The sequence below is a fragment of the Paenibacillus xylanexedens genome, assembly GCF_007680605.1.
In the GTDB taxonomy this organism is placed as follows: domain Bacteria; phylum Bacillota; class Bacilli; order Paenibacillales; family Paenibacillaceae; genus Paenibacillus; species Paenibacillus xylanexedens_B.
Genome location: NZ_VEIO01000002.1, coordinates 661,355 through 685,469 on the forward strand (window position 1 = coordinate 661,355; position 24,115 = coordinate 685,469).

The window sequence follows — 24,115 nt, forward strand, 5'->3', positions numbered from 1 at the left end:
TTTTGTTTTCATTAACTTCAGGGGAGCGGGTACGCATGTCACAATTCGATCAAGTCAGTGTAGTGAAAAAGGCCAACATCTACTATGATGGCCAGGTAACCAGCAGAACGGTTATTTTGGGGGATGGCAGCAAAGTGACGCTGGGCATCATGCTTCCAGGCAACTATGAGTTCGGCACAGATTCCCGCGAGATTATGGAGATTCTGTCCGGCGATCTGAGAGTATTACTTCCTGGTGAAGAAGAGTGGCAAGAGATTCAAGGCCAAGCTACATTCCACGTGCCTGCTGAATCCAAATTCAAACTGGAGATACGCAGCGTTACCGACTACGTCTGCTCGTACCCGGCGGAATAACACAAGAAGGGGAACTCGAACCGCAGTGCTGCGGAATTCGATTTGCCCTTTTTGCTTCTTGAATGTTAACAACCAAGTTCGTGCATAAGCTTGTCAGCAAGTTGGATTTGAAGTATCCTTAGGACAAGTTGTTTAACATGGAAAACGGAAATAGTATACCGATATCAGGAGGTTTTTGAGATCATGGCAAAAAAAGTGACATTTGACTATAGTACAGCTTTGCAATTTGTAAACCAGCACGAAGTAGACTATTTCGCTGAACCAATCCGCTTGGCTCACGAGCAGCTTCATAATGGTACAGGAACAGGTTCCGACTATCTCGGTTGGATCGACCTTCCGACAGCATATGACAAAGAAGAGTTTGCCCGCATCCAAAAAGCGGCTGCCAAAATCCAAAGTGATTCCGAAGTGCTGATCGTGATCGGTATCGGTGGATCATACCTGGGAGCACGCGCAGCGATCGAAATGCTGACACATTCCTTCTACAACAACTTGCCGAAAGACAAACGCAAAACTCCTGAGATTTATTTTGCAGGTAACAACATCAGCTCCACGTATGTGACACACTTGCTGGATCTGGTAGAAGGTAAAGACTTCTCCGTGAACGTTATCTCTAAATCGGGTACAACAACTGAACCAGCGATTGCATTCCGTATCTTCCGTGCAGCTCTGGAGAAAAAATACGGGAAAGAGGAAGCTCGCAAACGTATCTACGCAACAACGGATAAAGAGCGCGGAGCACTCAAAAAGCTGGCGAATGAAGAAGGTTATGAATCTTTCATCATCCCGGATGATGTAGGTGGACGTTATTCCGTACTTACAGCCGTAGGTTTGCTGCCAATCGCAACAGCGGGGATCAACATCGAAGAAATGATGCAAGGTGCAGCTGATGCTTCCAAAGAGTACAGCAATCCGAATGTAGCGGAGAACGAAGCGTATCAATATGCTGCCGTTCGCAACGCATTGTATCGTAAAGGCAAAGGAACAGAGATTCTGGTGAACTATGAGCCGTCCTTGCACTTCGTATCCGAGTGGTGGAAACAGCTCTTTGGTGAAAGCGAAGGTAAAGACTACAAGGGTATCTATCCTGCATCCGTGGATTTCTCCACAGACTTGCACTCTATGGGTCAATTCATTCAGGAAGGTAGCCGGAACATCTTCGAAACCGTTATTCAAGTCGCAGAAGTTTCCGAGCACATTTCCATTGAAGCTGATGCGGACGATCTGGACGGTTTGAACTTCCTGGAAGGAAAAACGATGGATTTCGTCAATAAAAAAGCATTCCAAGGAACGTTGCTCGCACATACAGATGGCCAAGTTCCAAATCTGATTGTGAACATTCCAGATATGACTCCATATTCCTTCGGATATCTGGTATACTTCTTTGAAAAAGCATGTGGCATCAGCGGATATTTGCTGGGTGTGAATCCATTTGACCAACCGGGCGTGGAAGCATACAAGAAAAACATGTTCGCATTGCTGGGCAAACCAGGCTTTGAAGAAGAGAAAGCAGCGCTCGAAGCGAGACTTTCTGAATAATTCATGGCTCCGCTCATATAGTTAAATAAGATTGTTAAGTCCATCCGGGAATGCGAGCTTTTGCAGGGTATCGTTTCCCGGGTGTCATTAACCAAGGCAGTTCATCCGCAATATGCGGGGAACTGCTTTCTTGTAAAATGGATGATTTACGGAAAGTTGGATTGGAAAATGATTGAACGTTATCGAACGGTTCGAGGATCCGGACAACTGGAAATTGTGATCAAAAAATCACGGTTTATCGGTCATATTATGCCGGTTTCAACTGAGGAGGAAGCTATTGCTTTTATTGATGATATCAAGAAAAAGCATTGGAATGCGACACATAACTGCTCGGCATACATGATTGGCGAGCGGGATGAGATTCAGAAGCAGTCTGATGACGGGGAGCCGAGTGGTACAGCGGGTAAACCTATTCTTGAGGTGATCAAGAATCAGCAATTAAAGAATGTAGCGATTGTTGTTACACGATACTTCGGGGGAATCATGCTTGGCGCTGGTGGACTTATTCGTGCGTATACAGATGGAGCTGTGGCAGCGATTGAAGCGGGAGAAGCCATTGCCAAAGTGCTGCATCGAGAAGTATTTGTCGAATTGGATTATACGTGGCTTGGGAAAGTGGAAAATGAGTTAAGAGGCCGGGAAGTGCGTACAGGTGAAACGGCTTTCACCGATAAAGTTACGTTAACGTGTCTTCCGCCGGATAGTGAAACCGAGGCATTTATCGCCTGGATCACGGATTTGACGCAAGGGCAATCCCGGATCACGGAGGGACAGCGGCTTTATTTTATTGAAGGGGAATAAAATATATGGCTAGAAGAGCAGTCGAACAGGAGTTGTCGAGGGAGCGGATACTGGAGGCGGCGAGGCATCTTTTTATTACCAAAGGATACCGCGCCATTTCGATGCGGAGCATCGGCCAGCATCTTGGCTATAGTCATGGGTCGCTGTATTATCATTTCAAGGAAAAAGCAGAGTTGTTCTATGCAATTGTGGTAGAGGATTTCAACCATCTGGGACATCTACTGTTGCAAGCCATGGTCAGGCCGGTTGCAGGCGGCGTGAACAAAGTGGAGCATATTTTGATGGAGTTTATTCGATTTGGTCTGGAAAATCCATATCAATACGAGATTATGTTTATGATTCGGGACGAGGAGTTATTGTCCTATTGCCGTACGGAGCAGGGACGTTGTTTCGAACTGTTTGCGTCGATTATTCGGCAGTATATGAAGGAAGAGGGCTGTGCCGAAGAAGATATTCAGCATGTGCCGCGTACTTTGTTTCTGGCGATGCACGGATTCATATCGTACCATATTCAAGACCGTTTAACGTTTGCGGAGATCGAATCCTCTGCGTTGTCTCATGTAAAAGTATTGTGCCGTAACTTGGGTCAGCAGCCTGGCGTGCAATAATTTGCCGCTTATGCCTGCCCCTACACTTCAAGGCGGTGATTGATCATAACATTAACTCTTTATTACGTTATCATGCGAAAGATATTATTTTCATACACTGAAGATGAAGACAGGCGTTCCTAACCCCGGTACAGGGTGGAGCGCCTGTTTGTGCTTGTCTTTTTTGAGAAGGAACCTAACCTTCCATAATTTTGACGAAAAATTCTCGATTGCGTGGCCCGTCAAATTCGCAAAAATAGATTCCTTGCCAGCGTCCGAGAAGCAGTCTGCCTTCATGAAGGATGACAGTCTGTGACGGACCGGTAGTTATTGATTTGAGGTGAGAGGCTGTATTGCCCTCGGCATGACGATACTGAGGGTGCTCCCATGGGTACACCTCATCGAGACGCAACAAGACATCATGTTTAACATCGGGGTCAGCATTTTCATTAATAGCAATGCCAGCTGTTGTATGTGGACAATAAATAAGCACGGTGCCATTCTGCACGCCGCTGCTTTGTACAACTTGTTTGACTTCCCGTGTGATATCCTTCATTTCATCTCTTGCAAATGTTGATATATTTTGTGTGTATAACATGTCTTTCCTCCTTGTCGTTGTAATGGCTCTCCTCAATTTTAACTCCCTAATAGTTCGAATAAAAGCATTGACGATCAGCACTGCAAACTGGTAAAGTATCAGATAAGCAAAAACCAAGTAGACTAATGGGAATAATAATAAAGTAAACTTATCCAACTTAGGAAAATGTCGTATGAAGTCAGGTAGACTGCCGACCGGAGTTAAAGCCGGAGGCTGGGAGGGAACACAGTAATGAACACCGTTCTTCGTCACAAGGGATGGACTTGGGGTTTTCGCAGTACCGTATTGTTATATTTCATCGTGCTCATTGTACTTCCAATCATCGGTGTGTACGCCAATTCCTTTTCTGAAGGATGGAGCAATTTTGCTGAGAGTATCATGGACCCAATCGCATGGAAGGCAGTATTATTAACGGTTCGTCTGGCCGTGGTCGCCGCTTTAATTAATGTGATCTTGGGAACTATGATTGCTTGGGTGTTAACAAGATATCGATTCGTTGGCAGATCCTTTCTTAACAGTCTCGTCGATTTGCCTTTTGCGTTACCAACAGCCGTAGGCGGTCTGATGATTATGCTGTTGCTCGGCCCGATCAGTGCTGTCGGGAAACTGGCTGAATCCATGGGGTTTGAAATTGTTTTTCATCAGCCTGCAATTGTGATTGCGATGACCTTTGTTACCTTTCCTTTTGTCATCCGGGCAGTGCAGCCTTTGCTGGAAGAGATCGATCCTTCCGAGGAAGAGGCTTCGTACACGATGGGTGCTTCCAAGGCACGTACATTCATGCAGGTCATTCTTCCATCCATGGCTCCTGGCATGATTAGCGGCGGAATGTTGGCTTTTTCCAGAGCACTCGCTGAATTCGGCGCCGTTGTACTGGTAGCTGGCAATATCCCGGGAAGAACGCTAACCGCTTCTGTATTTATCTATGGTGAGATTGAAAGTGATAACCCGACAGGAGCGGCCGCTGTATCCGTATTGCTTCTTACACTCTCCTTCCTGATCCTCTGGCTGATCAATCTGGTACAGATGCGGGGGAGAAGAAGATGAGAAGACTCTTAATCGGACTTACGTTTGTAGTATTCACACTGCTGTTGATCATTCCTCTTGGACGGATTCTGATTGGCGCATTTGAGGATGGTGCAGGCGGCTTTGTTAAAGGCATTATGCGTCCTGAGGCGCTTCACGCACTGATGATGACAGGGCTTGTCGTTCTGGTGGTTACTCTGTTAAATACATTGTTTGGCATCATGATGGCGATTTATCTGGTCCGCGCAGGATGGCTGAGTGATCGGGTGAAAGGACTGCTTAACAGCATTGTCGATTTACCTTATGCGGTATCGCCGGTTATTGGCGGTTTGATGATTGTTTTGTTGCTTGGACCAAACAGCATCATGGGAGGATTTTTTGAGGGCATCGGATTTAATGTGGTTTACGCTTTTCCAGGGATGGTTATTGCCACGTTGTTCGTTACGTTCCCGTTGATGGTAAGGGAAGTTATGCCAGTCCTGCAAGAGCTAGGTTCGCAGCAGGAAGAGGCAGCTTCCACACTTGGAGCCTACGGCTGGAGAACGTTCTGGAGCGTTACATGGCCTTCCATCCGCTGGGCAGTGGTCTATGGTCTGGTTCTGACGGTAGCGCGTTCACTGGGAGAATTCGGGGCGGTATTGGTCGTATCCGGTAACATTATGAATAAAACGCAGACAGCAACAACACTGGTGTATCAGGATGTAGAGAATTTCAACGTGTCAGCCGCAAACGGTGTGGCATTGGTGCTGGTAACCTTCTCCGTAGGACTGCTGCTCCTGATGGAATGGGCCAAGAAGCGAAAGGAAGTGCATTAAGATGCATGTAGAAGTTCGTGATCTGAACAAACACTTTGGTGATTTTCATGCGGTAAAAGATGTCTCGTTCGATATTGCCAAAGGCCATCTGATCGGTTTGCTCGGCCCCAGCGGAGGCGGGAAAACGTCGATTCTGCGTATGCTCGCAGGGCTTGAAAGCCCAGGGTCGGGCGAGATCCGCTTCCACGGAAAAGTCGTGAATCATCTGCCGCCTCAAGAGCGAGGCATTGGATTTGTATTTCAGAACTATGCGTTGTTCAAACATATGAGTGTTTTTGATAATATTGCGTTTGGTCTCAAGGTGAAAAAGACACCCAAAGCCCAGATTCGTGATCGCGTGATGGAACTCGTTGAGCTGACCGGGCTGAAAGGTTTCGAACAGCGTTATCCGCACCAGTTGTCGGGTGGACAGCGTCAACGTGTGGCCTTTGCCAGAGCGCTTGCGCCTGAGCCGCAGTTACTGCTTCTGGACGAACCGTTTGCCGCCATAGATGCTAAGATCCGTCAAGAGCTTCGCTCATGGCTGCGTGAGTTGATCGAGCGGGTAGGCATCACGTCCATCTTTGTTACTCATGACCAGGATGAAGCGATTGAAGTCGCAGACGAGATTATGATTATCAGCCAAGGCCGTTTGGAGCAAAAGGGTACCCCTTGGGATATTTATAAAAATCCGCAGACCCCTTTCGTGGCGACGTTTATTGGGGAGTCCACGGTGGTAGAAGATGCCTCTCAGCTGAAAGGTTTCGAGCATGCGGTGCAAGGTGGCAATACGCGTGCATTGATCCGACCGGAGTACATCGAGATTGGACTTAAGAATGAATTCACCATGCTGTCTGCAACGGAAAAAGGGATCGTGAAACACCTTCACTTCCGCGGTAGTGAATGGATGGTTGAAGTTGAGGTGGAGGGCCATAAGCTCATCACCTATCGCTCATTGGAGAAAACGACACTGGAGATCGGGCAAACGATTCGTGTGCTTGTGCACCGCGCCTATTTGTTCAACGACTCGGAGAGCTGGGTTGTCGAGAACCGACTGAAAGAAGATCCGATGCCTGTCATGATCTAGAGCCAGTTAATTTAGAATAAAGCAGAAATGAAAGAAGGAGCGGCCATGCAGACGAGCCATAACAAAAAGAAATTTATACCTCTATACGTGATCCTGATGCTTGTGCTCGTCTGTGTGACTGCCGGATGTAGCAAGCAGGAGCCAGGGCAGCCAGCCGGGGTTTCGAGTGGCGATTCTTCGAACACACTGGTTATTGGTGCATATAGCGTAGCGAAGGATGCGGTAGGTGAACTGTTGCCCAAGTTCCAGGCAGAATGGAAGGCCAAGACGGGGCAAACCGTTAACTTTCAGGAGTCTTATGAAGCTTCAGGAACACAAGCCAGAGCCATTGTTGGCGGGTTCGAAGCGGATGTAGCCCTGCTGGCGATGGAAAGTGACATCGATAAACTGGTGAAGGCCAAGCTGGTCACTGCGGATTGGAAACAAACGCCGAATGAGGGCATGATTACCCGTTCGATCGTTGTTCTAGGTACACGGGCAGGCAATCCACTGGGGATTAAAGATTTTCAGGATTTAACCAAGCCTGGCGTAAAGGTGCTGTATCCTAACCCGAAAACATCCGGTGGTGCACAGTGGGATATTAATGCAATCTATGGTGCAGGATTGAAGCTGTCGGAGGAGAAAGAGGGCAAGAAAGACCCTGCCGCAGCCAAAGCATTTCTGGAAGAGGTGCATCAAAACGTCGAATCCCTGGACAAGAGTGGTCGTTCCTCGATGGCGGCATTTGAATACGGTGTAGGCGACGTCATCGTAACATACGAGAATGAGTTGCTCGCTCGAATCGCAAAGGGTGTAGATTATGATATCGTTGTGCCGAAAAATACGATTCTCATCGAAAATCCTGCAGTGGTGGTGGATAAATACGCCGACAAACATGGTAATCGGGAGCTGGCGGAAGCCTTTATCGCATACTTGCGGACACCGGAAGCGCAGCGTATTTTTGTGAAACACGGCTTCCGCTCGGTAGATCTGGACGTATTTGCCGAGACGAAAGAATCGTTCCCGACACCAGCGGGGCTGTTTGATATCAACTATCTGGGAGGCTGGAATGAGGTGCGTAAGACGCTCTATTCCAAGCGCGGAGTCTGGTATCAGGTACTGGCGGGGCTGTAGGCCATTGAACAATGAACTATATAAGTTGAACTATTTATTTACACAATAACGGAGAGGACAGAAAAAACCTGGAAAAGCGTAGCGATTGCCTAAAAGCTTTCTGCAAGAAAGCTACATCGGAAGCATATGCTTATCACCGGATTTTTCCCTTTGGAAAAGGGAATCCAAAAAAATCTGGGGATAACCGCTACTCTCCAGGTTATTCTGTCATCGGAGTGCTCCGTGTAAGAGGAATCAGTTCAACTTATACAGGAATGCGAACCTTCATTTGCGGCAAGCCGAGATGGAGGTTTTTTACTGCGAAAAGGTTATAATAGGGAGTATACTAATACACATGTTGGTATATTCGTAATTGCAGAAAGGCGTGACCGTAATGAGTACAGAGATCAAATTATCCCAAAGCACAGCGATTCGGCTGGAGCAGGCCCGTGGCAAGGGCATGTCAGAAGCGGATATACTAAAAGCGATTCAAGCCAAGGATGTAGCGGCTTTTGATAGCGTATCCGAGGAGCATTATCGGTACGATACGTTTTTCTCGTATGCGGACGAGCATGGTGAGAACTTGGAAGGGGCTGTCCGGAACGGGTATCGAATAACGTTTAATACGCGTGGCGGGCTTGGCATCTGGCTGGAAAAAGCATTTAATCTGCAAGCAGACAAGGATTTCGCGGTGGGTGAGGGAATCATCACCGGTTTGCAGTTGACCGCAGAACAGGCTAAGGTGTTAGAGCAACGTCTGGCATGGAACTGGGTCATCACGGAAGCCTTGGAGGTTCCTGCTGGCCGTGAACTGACGTTGAAACTGCGTGCGCTGGTGTGAGCGGACGCATATGCAATTATCATGTCTGAGGCTGGGTTTCTCCAGCCCGGTCAGACGACAGACTTTCCCGGCCAGCTGTGATGAGCTGGAGTGGGGGAGTCTTTTTTTTGCAAAAGCGGAGGTAGAGGATTACAATTTACATAGAATATTTGAGGCACAACTTCGTTGATTACGAAGGAAGAGACATCACATCTGAGCTGAATCGGCTTCAGGGAGCGAGAGGGGAATGCGGAATGAATCAGCTCACATTTCTGGGCACAGGCGATGCCATGGGTGTCCCGCGAGTGTATTGTAGTTGTGAGGTATGTGCGGAGGCAAGGCAGGCTGGGGAAAATCGGCGGAAACGTTCATCGGTCCTGATTCACAGGGGCGGTGACTTTCGAGATCAGCATGAAGACGGGATGTTTATGATCGACTGCGGGCCGGATTGGCGTTCTCAGATGGAAGATCACGGAATGCGGATGGTGCATACGTTGCTGATTACACATGCTCATTTTGATCATATTGGCGGTTTGCCGGAATGGGCGGATGCGTGCCGTTGGCTAGGCGTGAAGGGAAAACTGTATGCTCCGCGTGAAGTGATCGTTACGATACAGGGACAATTTCCGTGGCTCGCTCGTCACATGGATTTTTTAGAAACCGATAACGGGATCGAACTTGGTGGATGGAAGATTCGTTCCTGGAAGGTATGTCATGGACATAACGGTTTTTCATATGCATATCGGCTGGAGCGTGAGGAGTATGCGTGGGCGTACTGTTCAGATGCTATAGATTTGAAGGAAGATGAGAAGGAACTGTTGCATGGACTGGATCTGCTGGTTCTGGGGACGAGTTTTGTGCATGAGCTGGCGGAGTTTTCGACGCGTTCGGTGTATGATATGCAGGAGGCGCAGGAGCTTTTGCGAGAGTTGAAGCCGGGACACACCTATTTTACACATATGTCCCATGATGTAGACGTAAGGCAGGACTATAAACTGGATCAGGGCATCACCATAGCACGAACAGGCATGACAGTGACACTGGGTTAGGATTCGATGTGAAATCAGGCTGCAGTAATGAAATTGGAGAATTTGGGATTAAGGAATTAGGGAATAGATTTTGTTGTAAAAAAATAAATGAAGAAGAGCGTATCCTTTACAGGAGGTTCTTCGTTTACATAATGAAACACTTAATTAATATAAGTTGAACTATTTTTTACACTATAACGGAGAGGACAGAAAAAACCTGAAAAAGCGAAGCGATCGCCTTTATCACCGGATTTTTCCCTTTGGAAAAGGGAATCCAGAAAATCTGGAGATAACAGCGATTGAAAGGTTATTCTGTCATCGGAGTGTCCTGTGTAAAATTTTTAGTTCAAATTATATTATTAATCAGGAACCAGCAAAGGGGGGCCCCCGAGATGGCCTTTGTGAAGTCCGCAGATTGCGAAGTCAACAGACTGCAGCATGAATGGAGTAACACGCTTAATCACAAGACGGATCATGTTGGAAATGGCGGAATTGCCAATCAAACGAATCAAGCTAGTCCAATAAAACAAATGACTACAACGAATCAGAGATATGTCATTGATTGTACCAAGGATGCTGATGAGAAACGTGTTTCGTATCCCGCGTTGCACGATATATTGCCTGATTTGATGGCTTCACTCTATGCATATTGCATGTCACTGACAAAATCGGTGACAGAGACAGAGGATCTCGTACAGGAAACTTGCCTTAAGGGCTTATCGTCTACGGTGGTGGTGCAAGCTTCGGAAAAATCCGGGGCAATGAACTGGGAGGCCTATCTGATTCGTATTGCACGCAATACCTGGATTGATGGTGTTCGTAAGCAGGAAAAGCTGCGATCTATACTCACTGAGATGGAACCTGTCATATCCGACTATACGAATGAAGACACCTTTGAAGAGCTGGAGTCTGCGGTGCAGCTTTTGGTTCACACCTTGCCACCGTGGCAGCGGGCGATTTATATATTACGTGAAATCATGGGCTATAAGGCGGCAGAAACTGCTGAGATGCTGCGCACAACCGAAGGTGCTGTTAAAGCGGCATTAAACCGTGCCCGCACAGCTTTAAGCAAGGTCAGGCATACATTGGAGGAAGCAGGGATGGATGCTGCATTGGAGCAGGGGACGATGGAAGAGCCTGCTGATCTGGAGCAAGAGCAGCTACGCCATTATCTGATGGCTTTTCGCCAAGGAGATACTGCGCGTCTAATTGATCTGTGCCTGAATCGCACGGATGATCCGATGGCTGTGGCGGGTACGATTCTGCAACAGACTCTGCCGTCTCGAGAAATGCAGCCAGTGATGTACGGTTACGCCACTTCGGGCACGAATTCGATGTCTTATAGAGGCGGGTATACGGTTATCATGGCTGCCTAATATAAGGAGGCGTCACATATGAACGTAGTACCGTATGTTGTAGAACAGACCGCTCGCGGTGAGCGGAGTTATGATATTTATTCACGTTTGCTGAAAGACCGCATCATTATGGTGTCGGGAGAGATTGAGGATCAGATGGCCAATGCCATCGTGGCCCAATTATTGTTTTTGAGTGCCGAGGACCCGGATAAAGATATTCAGATGTACATCAACAGTCCGGGGGGATCGGTGACAGCGGGATTCTCCATTTATGATACGATGCAGTTCGTGAAGCCGGATATTTCGACGATCTGCACCGGGATGGCGGCGAGTTTCGGTACGATTTTGCTGGTGGGCGGCACTAAAGGAAAACGAATGGCGTTACCGAACAGCGAAATTATGATTCACCAGCCCCATGGAGGCACACGCGGGCAGGCATCGGATATGCTGATTCATGCAAACCGCATTATCCAGCACCGCCAGCGCTTGAATGAGCTGCTTGCAGACCATACGGGCCAGCCGCTGGAACGGATTGAAAAAGACTCTGATCGGGATTATTTCCTCACAGCAGCCGAAGCCGTGGAATATGGATTGGTAGATAAGGTTGTTACAGGTGCGTAAGTGTCACCGTAAATGAAACTGAAGAAGCGAGTGGAACAGAAAACAAGTATAATCGAAACAACGAATGTAAAGATTTGGACGACAGGGGACTGTCGTTCTTTTTTTGTTTTCTGATGGAGAGAAGAAAAATGGATAAAAATAGGTTGACCTTAACCAGGTATAGTGTGTATATTATATATATACACTATGCCTGGTTATTTATATGAAACAACGGCAATGAGGTGAAGGAACGAACATGAATATACGGATATCCAATGCATCAAGCGATCCCATTTATATCCAGATTTTATCCCAGATTCGGCAGAGCATTCTGAACGGAGAACTGGCAGCAGGAGACCACCTGCCTTCCATTCGCCAACTTGCGAAAGATTTGCAAGTCAGCGTCATTACGACGAAACGTGTGTATGAAGAGCTGGAAAAGGAGCAACTGATTGATTCCGTGGTTGGCAAGGGAAGTTTTGTATCCGGTGCAAATCAGGATTTTATTCGGGAGAGACGTATGAAGCAATTAGAAGCGAAGATGCTTGAGGTTATTCAGGAGAGCAAGGAACTGGGCATGAACGCACAGGATTTGATTCATCATCTTACTTTGCTGTTAGAGGAGGAATAGGCACGATGAATGCGATAGAATTGCGGAACGTTACAAAAGGGTATCCATTATTTAAGGTGGATAACATATCTACGGATGTGAAACAGGGATTTATCACAGGGCTCATTGGCCCAAACGGAGCCGGAAAAAGCACATTAATCCGCATGATTACCGGTCTCATCCATCCTGATCAGGGAACAGTGCGAACGCTCGGCAGTGAGAATCCGAGCGGTGATGTGGCTGTCAAGCAGCGGCTCGGTATTGTGTCCGATGAATGCTATTATTATGAACATTTGACCATCCGGGAGATGTCACGTTTAATCGCTCCTTTTTATAGTCGCTGGGACCATGCCTTATTCAAGAGTTATTTGGAACAATTCGAATTGTCACCGAAAAAGAAAATCCAGGATTTATCTAAAGGCATGAAGATCAAATTCTCGCTTGCGGTTGCTCTGTCTCATGATGCCGATCTGCTTGTCATGGATGAACCGACATCCGGTCTTGATCCGATTTTTCGGAGAGAGCTGCTTGATCTACTGGCCGACGTGATTCAGGACGAGACCAAATCCATCATTTTCTCGACACATATTACGACGGATCTGGAGCGGATCGCGGACTATATCGCTTTTGTTAATCAAGGCAAGCTGATTTTCAATGAAGCCAAAGACGATGTGCTTGAGCGCTACACCATTGTGAAAGGGGATATGGATCTACTGGATGCGGATACCCGGCGTCAATTCGTGGGCATACGTGAAACATCGATTGGTTTTGAAGCGTTATCGGACAACAAAGTGGAGGCACAGCGTATGTTTGGCAGTGAGGCTCTTTTGCATAGGCCCGCGTTGGAAGACTTGATTTATTTCACGGCAAAAGGGGGGCGTCAACATGCTTAATCTGCTTCGCAAAGACTTTATTGCACTGAGAAGTTCGTTGTGGATTATTGCTGTGTATGTGGTGGTTTTCAGTTGGGCGTTTATCCCGAAGATGGAAATGTCCATGTATCTCGTAGGGATTTATACGGCTTTTGGCTCGATTATGCTAGCTACGATGATTGATATCAAAAACCATAATCATAACTTTTTAGTTACACTTCCGGTCAGTCGTAAACAGATCGTGCAAGCAAAGTACCTGTCTTCCATTCTCTATTCCCTGTTTGGAGTGCTTGTATCATTCGGCATTCACAAGATTGTTAACCTGAGTTATCCTGAACTCAACAAACCTCATTATTCCCTGTTGGATATCCTCATTTCTATGGGGTTGGTACTTATTCTGGTATCTATATATATGCCACTGTTCTATGCACTCAGCAAAAAGGGAGCGGGCATCATCAATACGGTTTTCTTCGTTTGTTTAATTGTTCTTGCTCAACCGACTGCGTTTATTCTTGATGTTGCAGGTAAAGAAGGGCTGATTACAACACCCATTATCTTGGGGATTGCCATAGCCATAGTGGCTTTGTTTCTTGTTTCGTATGTCGTCACGATCCGGTTATTTGAGAGAAAAGATCTGTGAGCGGATTGACTGCATGGACTCGAAGCGGGCGCTAACGATCACAGATGAGCCTATTTCCTACTTTTTAGGTGATTTGAAAATGTAACGATCTCAGGAGACGCTATTTTAGTTATTTCGATGGAAAATAAGCAAAAATGGCATGTTTCCATTGAAATAGGGTCACTGGTGATCGTTACATTTTTTAGTTCGTGAAAAACGCTTAAATAAGGCTACTGGTGACCGTTAGCGCTGGCGTGCTAAAAGTTGCTACAGCGATTTGGACGGTAGACAAAAAGATGTGGTTCCCAAACGAAGTTTCTTTTTAACGTCTCGCCGCTAAAGTGATCAGTCTGTCCATGCCTTCCCGAATCTGCTGTTCACGGGCGTAGGAGAAGGAGAGACGAAGTTTGCGGCTACCCGATGTGTGTGAGGGATCAAACACGGTTCCGGGTACAAAAGCAATAGAGTGCTCCATGCTTTGGTGTAACAACCTGCCTGTGTCGATCCCCTCCGGAAGCTCGGCCCAGATGTTCAGACCACCGTCGGGGCGTGTCCATGTCCAGTCTGTCTCCAGCAGACACTGCTCCATCACTTCCATTCGAAGTTGAAGTGCAGTTCGTAGCTTGGACAGATGCTGATGCATACGATCCGACTGGAAATAACGAAGAAACAGCTTCTGGTTCAGGAGCGGTGATCCGTTATCGGTCAGGGCTTTGATCGCCTGTAGTCCTGCTATGAGATGCGGACGGCACATGATGGCTGCGATTCGCAGACCCGGAACGACGTATTTACTGTAGCTGCGAATGTACAATGTATGTCCGGAAGTATCATACGTAAAGATCGGCGCAGGTGGCTTCTCTTTAAAATAAATATCATATGTGCTGTCATCCTCCACCAGGAAACAGCCATATTGTTCAGCCAGTTCAGGCAACTGTTTGCGCTGCTCTACAGAGATGCTGATGCCTGTCGGGTTTTGAAAGGTCGGTGTCATATAAAAGAGGCGCGGCTTCTCTGTTTTCATCAGATGCTCAATCTGCTCCAGATCATACCCTTCCGGATGGATATCAGTAAAAACAAGCCGTGCCCCCTGTTTGCGAAAAATTTGCATCGCTGGGCCGTATGTCGGGCGTTCAATCAATACTCGATCTCCAGGCTTGACCAATGCACGAGAGATGATGTCAATGGCCTGTTGTGCACCGGAAGTTACCAGCACTTCGTCAGAGGAAAGGTAGAAGCGTTCTTTTGCCGTCAAATGACTTGCCAGACTGGTACGAAGCTCTAAATCGCCCTGGATGGTCGAATACGTACCGAGCAGACGAGGGTACTGATCCAGCAGGTCGCGCATTAACTCGCCCCAGTATCGGTTGGGTAGCAGAGCAGGATCGATTAACGATTTGGAAAACTGATATTCCGCTTCCAGCGATTGTACCCGGTCAAGTGTGTCCCAATGGAGCCAAGCCGACACGGAGGGATCGTCTCCCTGGTCTGTATCGGCTAGTGGTTTGGCCGGACTGACGTAATAACCAGATTTGTCTCTAACATAGACGATCCCTCGCTGTTTTAACTCTTGATACGCTTTGAAAACCGTTAGCCGGTGTACGCCGAGCAGTTCGGACAAGCTTCGTACCGAAGGCAGTTTTTCCTGTTCAACCCACTCCCCAGCCTCAATCCGTACCATGAGATAGTGGATAACTTGCTCGTACCGTTTCATGCTGTTGTCTGCCATCATTACCGTTTTGCTCACCCGACCCACGCTCCTTTTGATCTCCATTGTAACAGTTAATGAGAGATAACTGTTCTATTTTGTTCATTCTGTTCTGTAGACCATGAGCTATGATGGAGAACAGATAAAGGAGTGGTTAACATGGTAGGGATTGCATTTACGGTAATGTGTCTCGTTTTTGGAACAACGTTTCTGGCGATTAAAATTGGAGTGGAGGCAGGCATGCCGCCTTTTCTATCTGCCGGACTGCGATTTGTGATTGCGGGGGCTTTAATGTTTACATGGATGTGGATGAAGGGGAAAGTAAGCTTGTCCCTCTTGTTCCGCAAAGAAATGCTGATTACGGGTGCAGGTCTAACCTTCGGCACCTTTGCCACTTTATATTGGGCGGAGCAACATGTCAGTTCCGGTGTTGGGGCTATTCTATCGGCGACAGGGCCGCTGATGATTATGCTTATGCAAACGGCATTGTTACGGCAGAAAACATCACCTCGCATGCTTGTTGGCTGCCTGATTGGTTTTACGGGCGTTGTGCTTGTCGTTTTGCCAGGGATATCGCTGGGAGCAGGCTCTTTATTTTTGTGGGGATGTATCGCGGTGCTGGTGGGGGAAGTCTGTTATTCCGCAGGTACGTTATATTCCAAAAAAGTCATTCATCAATTCAGCGACATGAATCCTGTTGCGATAAATGCGGTGCAGATGATGTATGGCGGCGTATTGTTATTCATCCTGTCAGGGTTGACGGAGTCATGGAATATGTCGGCATTGGATGTACTGCCTGCGGTGTCATCTGTGATTTATCTGACGGTCATCGGTTCGATGGTGGGGCACAGTCTGTTCTACTGGATTATGTCGCGCACGAATCCGCTGTTCCCGGCAACCTGGTTATACATATCGCCACCAATTGCCGTTGGGCTCGGTGCGATCGTGTACGGAGAGCACGTCAGCTGGGTGACGTGGGTCGGTGTCGTTTTGGTTATCTCGGGGCTGTTAGCCATGAATGAGAAGGTGAGCAGCTGGTTGAAGAAAGGGAGACGTACGAAGGTGATTGTGCAAGGCTCCTAGAATACTGCGTGAATCTCCTCTATAGTATAATAGTAAGAGTTCTTACTTTGAGGAGTCGTGTGAAATGATGAGAAAAATCTTCCTGAATTTCGTAACCAGTGTGATCCTTTCTATCCTGGTATTTATTCTTGTTTTATTTTTCGTTCATATATCCGACTCAACGAATATCATGGTCTCGGTTGGGATTACTGTGTCGTTACAGATTTCTTTTTTAACCGCAGTATTGCTGGCCAAAAATAAAAAATAACTGAAGCCCAGTGAAAAAAAGTGTTCGAGAGATAGTGGAATGCGAGGCTATATCCATAAAACTCTTCAAATATGACATAACAATATGTCATATTTGAAGAGTTCTTTTTTTGTTTGAAAAAAAAGACATATGGGACAAACGTGGATATGGTATATTGTTGTTGAATGTAACTTAATCCGAAGGGAGAGCGGACGGAAGCATCTTTATTAGAATTATAGCAATAAACCGGATCTATAAGATTTAGAAGTATTTTAAAAAAATGGATTAGAACGAATTAGAAAGAAAAGAGTGTCACAGAAATTAACTTCATTGGAGGCTTTCATGGAAGAAGAAATACATATTGTCTCATATTTAATCGGGATTATTCCATTTTTAATTTTTCTGTTTTTCTCATTTTTTCATCGTTTTTTAGCATTTTTTACTTTGTTTTTGTTTTGGGGAGGAGTGTTCTACCTCGGGATTGTGCTAGAAGTAGATTCCTATTATGTTGAACAGGCAGTTCCAAGTATACTTGGTAGTATCATTGGTCATTTGTGGGGAGCTTCGGCAGGTGGGATAGATGCTAAGGTAGAAAGAAGAGCAGAAGTGAGAGACCAGCGGGAACGAGCAGTTCGCGCACTGGAACGTATGGCTAACAAGAAATAGTTTAAAGCTATCATAATCCACTCATCAAAAAACAAAAAAAACAAGAAAGCCCGGAACCACAAATCATGGTGATATCCGGGCTTTCTTGTTTTTGTACAACTACTTTTTTTACTCTGCGTTCAGTACAAACTTCTCGATAACCTCTTTTACGCCGTCTTCGTTGTTGCTCGCCGTAATATAGTCTGCTAATTCTTTCAGCGCAGGAATGGCGTTGCCCATGGCTACACCCAGTCCAGCGACCTCCAGCATCTCGTGATCGTTCCAGGAATCGCCGATGGCGATGCATTCGCTAAGCTCGTGACCGAAATGGTCGGCAAGGAACGTCAGGGCGTGACCTTTTGTGCCTTCTTTATGCATAATTTCGAGGAAATACGGCTTGGATTTGGTAATGTGCACTTCAGGTCCAAGCAATTCACGAAGCTCTACAGCCACTTGATCCAGATAGTCCGGTTCGTCGATGATGAGCAGCTTTGGTGTTGGTTGTTCGATAACTTTGATGAAGTCAGACTCGATGTAATATTGCGTGCCGTTTAACTTGGCATAATCGAGCAGTTTTTGATTTTCTTCGCGAGCATACAGTTTGTCGTCGATGTACGTTTGCAGGTGAAGATTTTTCTCCAGGCAATAATCAAACAGTTTGCGGGAAGCTTCTTGCGGTACATAGCGCTCGTAGAGTACTTTTTCATCCAGCAAGTTTTTCACCAAAGCACCTTGATAGGTAATAATCGGCACGTTCAGCTTGGTTTGGCGTGCAAGTGCCTGTGCGGAAGCATAAGCACGTCCTGTCGCGAGGGTTACAACTACACCGTGTGCTACCGCTTGTTCCAAAGCCGTTTGCGTAGCGGGTGTAACTTCCTTGTTGTCATTGATGAGGGTGTCGTCGATGTCGATGGCAATGAGTTTGTAAGTCATGTGATGTTTCTCTCCTTTTTTATCTGTTTCTACGTTCATTGAACGAAATAAATAGATTACACAAGTCACTACAAATGCAGATTCATCTTACGACCGCTCTAATCATCACCGGATTTTTATTAGTGCTTATTTATAAAAGTTGAACTACCGATGATTTACACGGACACTCCAAAGACAGAATAACCTTACGATCGCTGTTATCCCCGGATTTTTTGAATCCCTTTTATAAGGGAGAAAATCCGGGGATAAAGGCGAACGCTTCGCTTCTCCAGGTTTGTTCTGTCTTCTCCGTTATTGTGTAAATGACTGATTCAACTTAATAGATGGTAAAAATCCGGCATTAGACGCGAGCGCTTCGCTTCTTCATATGAATTCCGTCTTTTCCGTTAAATGTGTAATCCAAATTTCGTTCAAACAATCTCTACCCATCTAAATGTCGTATTTCCTTCTTTATTTACTCTTCCAGGAAAACAAGACCGATAAAGTCCTCCAGCTCCAGGTTGCCGAAGTAATGCTTCACATCCAGACCTGCCAGTGCTGAACGCACTTCAGTCTCGTCATAACGCTTGCCTCGTAACATGTCCTCGATATCCGCTACATCGCCGACACCGAAGAAATCGCCGAAGATTTTGATATCTTCGATGCGTCCATCCTTGATGTTCATGCGCAGATCGATGATGCCCACCGGGAATTTGCGGGTATGCTTCACATTGCTTTCCGGTGACAGGCCGTAGTTCCAGTCCCAGTTGTTATAACGCTCTGCCGAGATTTCCTTGATCTTATCCCAGTCCTTCTCAGTCAGCTTGTACTGAGGAACGTCCTGCGGCTCCATGCGGAAAATGTGACGAAGCAACTCATCACGGAACTCTTCAATCGTCAGATTGGTGTCAATCAGATCACGAATGTTGGCAACGCGGCTGCGTACCGACTTGGTGCTCTTGGATTTGAATTTCTCGGGATTGACGTTCAGAGATGCCTGAACGTGCTCCAGATTCAGATCAAACATCAGCGTGCCGTGACTGAACATGCGACCACGGGTAGCGAATTGGGCGTTGCCCGAAATTTTCTTTTCGCCGACTTGCAGATCATTGCGCCCGGTCAACTCGGCATTGACTCCAAGTTCGTGCAGCGCTTCAACCACAGGCTGGGTGAATTTGCGGAAGTTATGGAAGGATTGGCCGTCATCCGCAGTGATAAAACTGAAGTTCAAGTTGCCCAGGTCGTGATATACCGCCCCGCCCCCGGAAAGACGACGTACCACCTGCACACCGTTATCCTGAACGTACTCGATATTAATCTCTTCAATCGTGTTTTGGTGTTTACCGATAATAATCGACGGACGGTTGATGTAAAACAGCAGGTAGCTGTCATCCTCCATCGGCAGATGTTTCAGAATGTACTCCTCAATCGCGAGGTTTACAGAAGGATCTGTAATGCCCTGGTTATCTACAAACAGCATGGTCATTCCTCCATTAATGTATGTGAGAGGCGCTTGGCCCCTTATGTAGTGATACTCGTACAAAAGAATCAGAAAACCGAAGTTCCTGAAATTCCTCTTATATTGTAAACGAATTGTCGTTGGGACACAAAGAAAACAAGTAGACACGAAGGAATTGGGCCCGACTCATGATAAACAGATGAACGGAGAAGGAATACAGGATTGACCCATCCCTCCTATGCCATCCATAATAAAAAGAACATACAGAGAGGATGACGGAAGAATGACCGGTTATATCGAAGTGTTCGGACATGGTGGAGACGTGGAGACAGCGGCTTCGCGGTTTGGAGGCAGTGCAACGGATTTTCTGGATTATAGCGCTAATATCAACCCGTTAGGTCCTCCCAAAGAGGTTTTGGAAGCATTGCAGCAAGGTCTGCATTCGGTGCTTCGTTATCCTGACCCGGGCCATCGGGGATTCAAAGCGCTTCTGGGTGAACGTTTGGGAGTAACACAAGAGCAAATTTCGGTAGGGAATGGTGCGGCTGAAAGTATGGCGTTGATCCTGCTGGCACTTGCTCCGCGCAAGGTTGGAACAGTGGAACCGGGTTTCTCGGAATATCGCGCTTTGGCACGGCAATTCGGTGCGAAGGTTCTGCATACGGAAGGTCTAGAAGCGCTGAATTGGCAAGCACCGCCTGAACAGATCGAACAGTTGATGGAAAAGGTTGACCTGCTTTTTCTTGGACAGCCAAACAACCCAAACGGTGTACAATATCCGCTGGAGATACTGCACAGGTTAGCACGTAAAGCCGAAGATGCGGATACCGTGCTCGTTATTGATGAGGCGTTTACTGATTTTATTCCACCGGCCCTGCGACAGTCACTTGCTCCGGATCTGAATCAATATCCGCATGTGATCATCATCCGTTCGATGACGAAGTTTTATGCGATTCCGGGTCTGCGTCTCGGATATGCTATAGGTCATTCGAAGTACATTCAAGCGATGACGGAGAAACAAGTGACCTGGAGTGTGAACGGATTGGCTCTTATCGCAGGAGAAGCCTGTCTGCGTAGCGGGGAACGTTTCGAGCGGGACACGATATCGCAGATCACGCTTGAACGGACACGTTTAATCCAGGCACTGGAGTCGTATGGGTGCAGCGTAACGCCTGGTGAAGCCAATTTTATTCTGGTGCGTGTGCCGGAACCTTGGACAGCGGCTTCCATGCAGGAAGCTTTGGGGCGGCGGGGCATTCTGATTCGTAGCTGTGCCATGTATCCGGGGCTTGAGGCAGGACATGTACGTTTTGCGGTCAAAGGTGCTGAGGCCAACGACAGGTTGCTTCACGTGCTAGGAAGTGTGCTTGAACGAGGCGGGGATCCGGAAGAAGGTCTGGCATTTGCCGATCAGGGGAGTCAGCAGGAACATACGCAACATTTTGAAAAAATAAAGGGAGGGAAGCGGTTGTGACACTCCCGTTTTATCCCTATTTTATAGATGGAAAAAAAGACGAGAATATCTATGCATCCGCTTCCTGGCCGGGTCTGCACATCGCTGCTCATGAACGGCATATCAAAGCACAGGTAACACATCCTGCTCTTGCTCTGTCTAGCGCGGTCTATGGCGGAGGAATGCTGGAACTAAACCGGGTCTTTAACATTTATGTGGACAAACACTACCGCTGTGATGATCCACCCCGTGATATCGCGGAGGCGCTGTATGAATGGCAAGAGCAAGCCGATCAGTGTGCCGGATTGTTAACTGCGGTCAGATTGGAGCATACCTCCATTCAGGAGTACACGAGTTTGGCATTTGGTCTGTTGTGCTGTACGACTGCCGGCGTATCCAATGCAGCACGGGCAGGTTCCGAGAGAACTGTTTTTGATGTGCATGGGAGAAAACAAAACAGAATTCCGTATATCCCCGGTACGATTAATATCATGCTGTGGTTCAACGGACAGATGACCCCGGGAGCGATGGTTAATGCGGTTCAGACGGCCGTGGAGGCCAAGGCTGCGGCCCTTGCCGATGCAGGTATTGCCGATTCGGAGAACGGACTTCCTGCCACAGGCACAACAACCGATGCCATTGTACTTGCTGTACGTCAGACTGTTGCAGATGATAGCCAGCCACTTCACACATATGCGGGCACGGCTACTGCTTTGGGAGCGGCCATCGGCAGACTGGTATATGACACGGTGACAGAAAGCTTACAGGCCGGATTGCAATGGAAAGAAAGGAACGGGCACAGTCATGACATTTGAATTGGAGCGTCTATGGACATCATCGTTCTGGATCGGTATGTCCGGAGCCTGGATCATCATTCTTGCATACATATTAGACCGATGCATCGGAGATCCGCGCTGGATTCCGCATCCCGTTATCGGCATGGGGAAAGGCATCTCGGCACTGGAGCGTGTTATTCGGGCACGTGTGCAGACAGACAAGGGACTGAAAAAAGCGGGGATCTGGTTCCCGATCTTGATTGCAGGGGGTTCTTTTGCTGTCACATGGGGTCTTCTCGTTCTGCTGGGTCTGATTCATCCGATCTTGGCGGCTATAGCCGAAATTGCTCTGATCGCAACAACGATTGCTTCCAAAGGTTTGCGTGATGCAGGCATGGAAGTGTACCGCCATCTGAAACAGCAGGATTGGCCTGAAGCAAGGCGTTCACTCGGTATGATTGTGGGACGTGATACGGCACATCTGGATGAGCCGGAGGTTGTTCGGGGAACGGTGGAGACCGTTGCGGAAAACATTGTGGATGCCATTGTGTCGCCTCTATTCTATGCACTCATTGGTGGTGCTCCGCTGGCTATGGCCTACCGTGCCGTCAATACGCTGGATTCCATGGTAGGATATAAAAATGATAAATATCTGCATCTCGGCTGGGCCTCCGCGCGGTTGGATGATTGGGCGAACTGGATTCCCGCTCGCGTGACCGCTCTGCTGTTAATTGTAGGCGCATGGGTGCTAAAACTGGATGCCAAAGGCGCGGCGCGTATGGTTGCCCGGGATGCGAGACTGCATCCCAGTCCGAATAGCGGTTTTCCCGAGTCGGCAGTGGCTGGAGCGCTAGGCATTCGGCTGGGCGGGCACAACGTATATCACGGCGTTGCTTCATTTCGAGCTTATATGGGTGAGGCTGCGCGGCCGATGGAGTCGGAAGATATTGTGCGAACGACACGACTGATGTTTTGGTCAGCGGGAGCTTTTGTGGGCTTTTGTTTCTTAGCAACCTTGGGTGTGTGGTTAGCAGGAGGTGCACTGTTGTGGTAATTAGTGAATCAGAACAGAATGGATCAGAGCAGTCTGCCTCTAGGCGAAGCATTGTACTGATCCGTCATGGAACAACCCGGTGGAATGTGGAAAAAAAATATCTGGGGCATACCGATAAGGGACTGTTGCCTGATGCACAAGAAGAGCTGGCTCGGCTAGGCGAGCAGTGCCGCGAGCTCACATGGGATACGGTGTATTGCAGTGACCTGCTTCGTTGCCGTCAGACGCTGGCACACATTGCACCGCAGCTGATTGAACAGGCGAAGTTTGATTCGCGCCTGCGCGAAAATGATTTTGGACAATGGGAAGGCCTGAATTATGAGCAATTGAAGGATAACCTCTTGTACCGGAGCTGGATTGATGATCCCCACAAGGTAACCCCGCCTGAAGGAGAAGCGTGGCAGACTTTTGCGGAACGAGTGGATTCTTTTCTGCACGAACAGATCTGGTCGGAGCATTCACACAAAGGTTCACACAGAGCACTTATTGTGACACATGGCGGTGTCATCCGTTATATGATGTCCCGGCTCATCAACGGCGTCGGGTTTTGGGATACACATGTCATCCCTGGACAGGCAATTCAGGTTGATCTTGAAAAGCAGGGTGATCACTGGCTTGGCAGACGAGTGGATTTTCCGTCCATCGGGTTGTAAGGTAGTGTAATATACCCTATAATCACAACAGAAGTGTGACTCGGACGGACATATTTAGTGTGGTAGGCTTTGAGGCCTGAACTGACATGATTCGTGCGAAGAGCACTGCGACTTTGTTTGATCTGAATTAACCATCTTTAGCGACCAAGGGTCCCGCGTGCCAATCCGTTGTTCATGAAGAACAAGGACAAGTGATGATGCGCACAAGGGTAAAATGGGGAAGCTGGTGCAAATCCGGCACGGTCCCGCCACTGTGAAACAGGAGCCATCCTGTAAGTCAGATTACCAGCCCTGGACGTACAAGCCGGTGTTCCTTCGAGGAAAGGACAACGTTTCGGGCCATTCTGTGCCCATGGACAGCTAGCCGC

General features: G+C 47.5%; 25 protein-coding genes and 1 riboswitch. Of the genes, 21 read left to right on the forward strand and 4 right to left on the reverse strand.

What is annotated here, in order from left to right; translation table 11 throughout:
* Window positions 1-35 precede the first annotated feature (35 nt).
* From ppnP to FS818_RS17780, 4 genes are all read left to right on the forward strand, one after another.
* Window positions 36-353 carry a pyrimidine/purine nucleoside phosphorylase gene (gene ppnP, locus FS818_RS17765; protein ID WP_090918062.1) on the forward strand — a complete coding sequence of 106 codons (318 nt, stop codon included), beginning with the start codon at window positions 36-38 and terminating at the stop codon, window positions 351-353.
* Between the two features lie 183 nt (window positions 354-536).
* Entirely contained in the window at window positions 537-1,892 is a 1,356-nt protein-coding gene (locus tag FS818_RS17770) for a glucose-6-phosphate isomerase (protein ID WP_090918059.1), read from the forward strand.
* A gap of 168 nt (window positions 1,893-2,060) precedes the next feature.
* Window positions 2,061-2,693 carry a YigZ family protein gene (locus FS818_RS17775; protein WP_145333515.1) on the forward strand — a complete coding sequence of 211 codons (633 nt, stop codon included), beginning with the start codon at window positions 2,061-2,063 and terminating at the stop codon, window positions 2,691-2,693.
* 5 nt (window positions 2,694-2,698) lie between these two features.
* On the forward strand, window positions 2,699-3,301 hold the full coding sequence (locus FS818_RS17780) for a TetR/AcrR family transcriptional regulator (protein WP_090918057.1): 603 nt from the start codon (window positions 2,699-2,701) through the stop codon (window positions 3,299-3,301).
* 175 nt (window positions 3,302-3,476) lie between these two features.
* Here the strand turns inward: FS818_RS17780 and FS818_RS17785 are convergent, their stop codons facing one another.
* A complete protein-coding gene (locus FS818_RS17785; RefSeq protein ID WP_145333435.1) occupies window positions 3,477-3,878 on the reverse strand; it encodes a secondary thiamine-phosphate synthase enzyme YjbQ in 402 nt (133 codons plus the stop codon).
* 231 nt (window positions 3,879-4,109) lie between these two features.
* On the opposite strand from FS818_RS17785, the gene cysT reads away from it, so the two are divergent.
* The 11 genes from cysT (at window position 4,110) to FS818_RS17840 (ending at window position 13,802) form a co-directional block, all read left to right on the forward strand.
* Window positions 4,110-4,925, forward strand: a complete 816-nt coding sequence (gene cysT, locus FS818_RS17790; RefSeq protein WP_123063322.1) for a sulfate ABC transporter permease subunit CysT — start codon at window positions 4,110-4,112, stop codon at window positions 4,923-4,925.
* Window positions 4,922-5,719, forward strand: coding sequence for a sulfate ABC transporter permease subunit (locus FS818_RS17795; protein ID WP_090918049.1), 798 nt, complete (start codon window positions 4,922-4,924; stop codon window positions 5,717-5,719). The genes cysT and FS818_RS17795 overlap by 4 nt, the downstream gene beginning before the upstream one ends.
* Before the next feature lies 1 nt (window position 5,720).
* A complete protein-coding gene (locus FS818_RS17800) occupies window positions 5,721-6,785 on the forward strand; it encodes a sulfate/molybdate ABC transporter ATP-binding protein (RefSeq protein WP_090918047.1) in 1,065 nt (354 codons plus the stop codon).
* A gap of 45 nt (window positions 6,786-6,830) precedes the next feature.
* Window positions 6,831-7,898, forward strand: coding sequence for a sulfate ABC transporter substrate-binding protein (locus FS818_RS17805; protein ID WP_186331461.1), 1,068 nt, complete (start codon window positions 6,831-6,833; stop codon window positions 7,896-7,898).
* A 373-nt stretch (window positions 7,899-8,271) separates the two neighbouring features.
* Complete coding sequence (locus tag FS818_RS17810) at window positions 8,272-8,718, forward strand: hypothetical protein (RefSeq protein WP_145333436.1); 447 nt, start codon at window positions 8,272-8,274, stop codon at window positions 8,716-8,718.
* 233 nt (window positions 8,719-8,951) lie between these two features.
* Entirely contained in the window at window positions 8,952-9,746 is a 795-nt protein-coding gene (locus tag FS818_RS17815) for an MBL fold metallo-hydrolase (protein ID WP_145333437.1), read from the forward strand.
* 371 nt (window positions 9,747-10,117) lie between these two features.
* Entirely contained in the window at window positions 10,118-11,101 is a 984-nt protein-coding gene (locus FS818_RS17820; RefSeq protein ID WP_260984451.1) for an RNA polymerase sigma factor, read from the forward strand.
* Between the two features lie 18 nt (window positions 11,102-11,119).
* Window positions 11,120-11,701: an ATP-dependent Clp endopeptidase proteolytic subunit ClpP gene (gene clpP / locus FS818_RS17825; RefSeq protein ID WP_145333438.1), complete on the forward strand. Its 582-nt coding sequence runs from the start codon at window positions 11,120-11,122 to the stop codon at window positions 11,699-11,701.
* Window positions 11,702-11,936: 235 nt separating this feature from the next.
* Complete coding sequence (locus FS818_RS17830; protein WP_145333439.1) at window positions 11,937-12,311, forward strand: GntR family transcriptional regulator; 375 nt, start codon at window positions 11,937-11,939, stop codon at window positions 12,309-12,311.
* A 5-nt stretch (window positions 12,312-12,316) separates the two neighbouring features.
* On the forward strand, window positions 12,317-13,183 hold the full coding sequence (locus tag FS818_RS17835; protein ID WP_145333440.1) for an ABC transporter ATP-binding protein: 867 nt from the start codon (window positions 12,317-12,319) through the stop codon (window positions 13,181-13,183).
* Entirely contained in the window at window positions 13,176-13,802 is a 627-nt protein-coding gene (locus FS818_RS17840) for an ABC-2 transporter permease (RefSeq protein ID WP_145333441.1), read from the forward strand. Before FS818_RS17835 ends, FS818_RS17840 begins: the two co-directional genes overlap by 8 nt.
* Before the next feature lie 301 nt (window positions 13,803-14,103).
* Here the strand turns inward: FS818_RS17840 and FS818_RS17845 are convergent, their stop codons facing one another.
* Window positions 14,104-15,525, reverse strand: coding sequence for an aminotransferase-like domain-containing protein (locus tag FS818_RS17845; protein ID WP_397351785.1), 1,422 nt, complete (start codon window positions 15,523-15,525; stop codon window positions 14,104-14,106).
* 120 nt (window positions 15,526-15,645) lie between these two features.
* Here FS818_RS17845 and FS818_RS17850 point away from each other — a divergent pair, with 120 nt between their 5' ends.
* Both FS818_RS17850 and FS818_RS17855 read left to right on the forward strand, forming a co-directional pair.
* The gene (locus FS818_RS17850) at window positions 15,646-16,569 is read left to right on the forward strand and encodes a DMT family transporter (protein WP_145333443.1); all 924 of its coding nucleotides are present in this window, start codon (window positions 15,646-15,648) and stop codon (window positions 16,567-16,569) included.
* A gap of 568 nt (window positions 16,570-17,137) precedes the next feature.
* On the forward strand, window positions 17,138-17,461 hold the full coding sequence (locus FS818_RS17855; protein ID WP_145333444.1) for a hypothetical protein: 324 nt from the start codon (window positions 17,138-17,140) through the stop codon (window positions 17,459-17,461).
* 108 nt (window positions 17,462-17,569) lie between these two features.
* On the opposite strand, the gene FS818_RS17860 is transcribed toward FS818_RS17855, so the two are convergent.
* The gene (locus FS818_RS17860; protein ID WP_145333445.1) at window positions 17,570-18,373 is read right to left on the reverse strand and encodes a Cof-type HAD-IIB family hydrolase; all 804 of its coding nucleotides are present in this window, start codon (window positions 18,371-18,373) and stop codon (window positions 17,570-17,572) included.
* 454 nt (window positions 18,374-18,827) lie between these two features.
* Complete coding sequence (locus tag FS818_RS17865) at window positions 18,828-19,832, reverse strand: lipoate--protein ligase (protein WP_145333446.1); 1,005 nt, start codon at window positions 19,830-19,832, stop codon at window positions 18,828-18,830.
* A gap of 262 nt (window positions 19,833-20,094) precedes the next feature.
* Here FS818_RS17865 and cobD point away from each other — a divergent pair, with 262 nt between their 5' ends.
* The 4 genes from cobD to FS818_RS17885 are packed head-to-tail and all read left to right on the forward strand — an operon-like array spanning window position 20,095 to window position 23,747.
* Window positions 20,095-21,285 (forward strand): threonine-phosphate decarboxylase CobD, encoded by a 1,191-nt coding sequence (gene cobD / locus FS818_RS17870; RefSeq protein WP_145333447.1) that lies wholly within the window; start codon window positions 20,095-20,097, stop codon window positions 21,283-21,285.
* On the forward strand, window positions 21,282-22,079 hold the full coding sequence (locus tag FS818_RS17875) for an adenosylcobinamide amidohydrolase (RefSeq protein ID WP_145333448.1): 798 nt from the start codon (window positions 21,282-21,284) through the stop codon (window positions 22,077-22,079). Before cobD ends, FS818_RS17875 begins: the two co-directional genes overlap by 4 nt.
* A gap of 37 nt (window positions 22,080-22,116) precedes the next feature.
* On the forward strand, window positions 22,117-23,094 hold the full coding sequence (cbiB, locus tag FS818_RS17880) for an adenosylcobinamide-phosphate synthase CbiB (protein ID WP_145333518.1): 978 nt from the start codon (window positions 22,117-22,119) through the stop codon (window positions 23,092-23,094).
* On the forward strand, window positions 23,088-23,747 hold the full coding sequence (locus tag FS818_RS17885; protein ID WP_186375531.1) for a histidine phosphatase family protein: 660 nt from the start codon (window positions 23,088-23,090) through the stop codon (window positions 23,745-23,747). The genes cbiB and FS818_RS17885 overlap by 7 nt, the downstream gene beginning before the upstream one ends.
* A gap of 190 nt (window positions 23,748-23,937) precedes the next feature.
* Window positions 23,938-24,054, forward strand: a riboswitch (cobalamin riboswitch).
* Window positions 24,055-24,115 lie beyond the last annotated feature (61 nt).

What these genes read in the sequence shown, in the direction of transcription:
- ppnP (WP_090918062.1), top strand. Translation starts at nt 36, where the DNA reads ATGTCACAATTCGATCAAGTCAGTGTAGTGAAAAAGGCCAACATCTAC.
- FS818_RS17770 (WP_090918059.1), top strand. Translation starts at nt 537, where the DNA reads ATGGCAAAAAAAGTGACATTTGACTATAGTACAGCTTTGCAATTTGTA.
- FS818_RS17775 (WP_145333515.1), top strand. Translation starts at nt 2,061, where the DNA reads ATGATTGAACGTTATCGAACGGTTCGAGGATCCGGACAACTGGAAATT.
- FS818_RS17780 (WP_090918057.1), top strand. Translation starts at nt 2,699, where the DNA reads ATGGCTAGAAGAGCAGTCGAACAGGAGTTGTCGAGGGAGCGGATACTG.
- FS818_RS17785 (WP_145333435.1), bottom strand. Translation starts at nt 3,878, where the DNA reads ATGTTATACACACAAAATATATCAACATTTGCAAGAGATGAAATGAAG.
- cysT (WP_123063322.1), top strand. Translation starts at nt 4,110, where the DNA reads ATGAACACCGTTCTTCGTCACAAGGGATGGACTTGGGGTTTTCGCAGT.
- FS818_RS17795 (WP_090918049.1), top strand. Translation starts at nt 4,922, where the DNA reads ATGAGAAGACTCTTAATCGGACTTACGTTTGTAGTATTCACACTGCTG.
- FS818_RS17800 (WP_090918047.1), top strand. Translation starts at nt 5,721, where the DNA reads ATGCATGTAGAAGTTCGTGATCTGAACAAACACTTTGGTGATTTTCAT.
- FS818_RS17805 (WP_186331461.1), top strand. Translation starts at nt 6,831, where the DNA reads ATGCAGACGAGCCATAACAAAAAGAAATTTATACCTCTATACGTGATC.
- FS818_RS17810 (WP_145333436.1), top strand. Translation starts at nt 8,272, where the DNA reads ATGAGTACAGAGATCAAATTATCCCAAAGCACAGCGATTCGGCTGGAG.
- FS818_RS17815 (WP_145333437.1), top strand. Translation starts at nt 8,952, where the DNA reads ATGAATCAGCTCACATTTCTGGGCACAGGCGATGCCATGGGTGTCCCG.
- FS818_RS17820 (WP_260984451.1), top strand. Translation starts at nt 10,118, where the DNA reads ATGGCCTTTGTGAAGTCCGCAGATTGCGAAGTCAACAGACTGCAGCAT.
- clpP (WP_145333438.1), top strand. Translation starts at nt 11,120, where the DNA reads ATGAACGTAGTACCGTATGTTGTAGAACAGACCGCTCGCGGTGAGCGG.
- FS818_RS17830 (WP_145333439.1), top strand. Translation starts at nt 11,937, where the DNA reads ATGAATATACGGATATCCAATGCATCAAGCGATCCCATTTATATCCAG.
- FS818_RS17835 (WP_145333440.1), top strand. Translation starts at nt 12,317, where the DNA reads ATGAATGCGATAGAATTGCGGAACGTTACAAAAGGGTATCCATTATTT.
- FS818_RS17840 (WP_145333441.1), top strand. Translation starts at nt 13,176, where the DNA reads ATGCTTAATCTGCTTCGCAAAGACTTTATTGCACTGAGAAGTTCGTTG.
- FS818_RS17850 (WP_145333443.1), top strand. Translation starts at nt 15,646, where the DNA reads ATGGTAGGGATTGCATTTACGGTAATGTGTCTCGTTTTTGGAACAACG.
- FS818_RS17855 (WP_145333444.1), top strand. Translation starts at nt 17,138, where the DNA reads ATGGAAGAAGAAATACATATTGTCTCATATTTAATCGGGATTATTCCA.
- FS818_RS17860 (WP_145333445.1), bottom strand. Translation starts at nt 18,373, where the DNA reads ATGACTTACAAACTCATTGCCATCGACATCGACGACACCCTCATCAAT.
- FS818_RS17865 (WP_145333446.1), bottom strand. Translation starts at nt 19,832, where the DNA reads ATGCTGTTTGTAGATAACCAGGGCATTACAGATCCTTCTGTAAACCTC.
- cobD (WP_145333447.1), top strand. Translation starts at nt 20,095, where the DNA reads ATGACCGGTTATATCGAAGTGTTCGGACATGGTGGAGACGTGGAGACA.
- cbiB (WP_145333518.1), top strand. Translation starts at nt 22,117, where the DNA reads ATGTCCGGAGCCTGGATCATCATTCTTGCATACATATTAGACCGATGC.